At 53.2% G+C, this 434-nt stretch carries 1 protein-coding gene; it reads right to left on the reverse strand.

Annotated features, from left to right (window positions below):
• Positions 1-426, reverse strand: a 426-nt coding sequence (locus KUA11_RS17235; RefSeq protein ID WP_217412283.1) for a UvrD-helicase domain-containing protein, incomplete at its 3' end; no start/stop codon positions are given.
• Positions 427-434 lie beyond the last annotated feature (8 nt).

Genomic DNA, 434 nt, shown 5'->3' on the forward strand with positions numbered 1-434 from the left:
CGCCTGCACCATCCCCGGCTTGTACACTTTCTCATCCAGCCCCATTTCCTTGATAATGGAACGTATCAAGCTTTTACTGTCTGCCGTATCGTAAATGGTAAACTGCGAAGTGAAGCCGATATGCCCGGCCTCGACATGCAGAATGCGCAGGAACATGGAGTGAAAGGTTCCCATCCACAGATGGCGCGCCCTCTCCGGCCCCATCTGACGGGCTATACGCTCCTTCATTTCGCGCGCCGCCTTGTTGGTAAAGGTCAATGCCAGAATGTTCCAAGGCTGGTAGCCATTCTCCAGCAGATAAGCAATCTTGTAGGTCAGCACGCGCGTCTTTCCCGAACCGGCACCGGCTATCACCAGTGACGGACCGTCATTGTATAACACCGCGTTCCGTTGTCCTTCGTTCAGTTCCTCTATATAATCGGGCATATCCGTAT

This window comes from Acetobacter estunensis (genome assembly GCF_019083805.1).
GTDB lineage: Bacteria > Pseudomonadota > Alphaproteobacteria > Acetobacterales > Acetobacteraceae > Acetobacter > Acetobacter estunensis_A.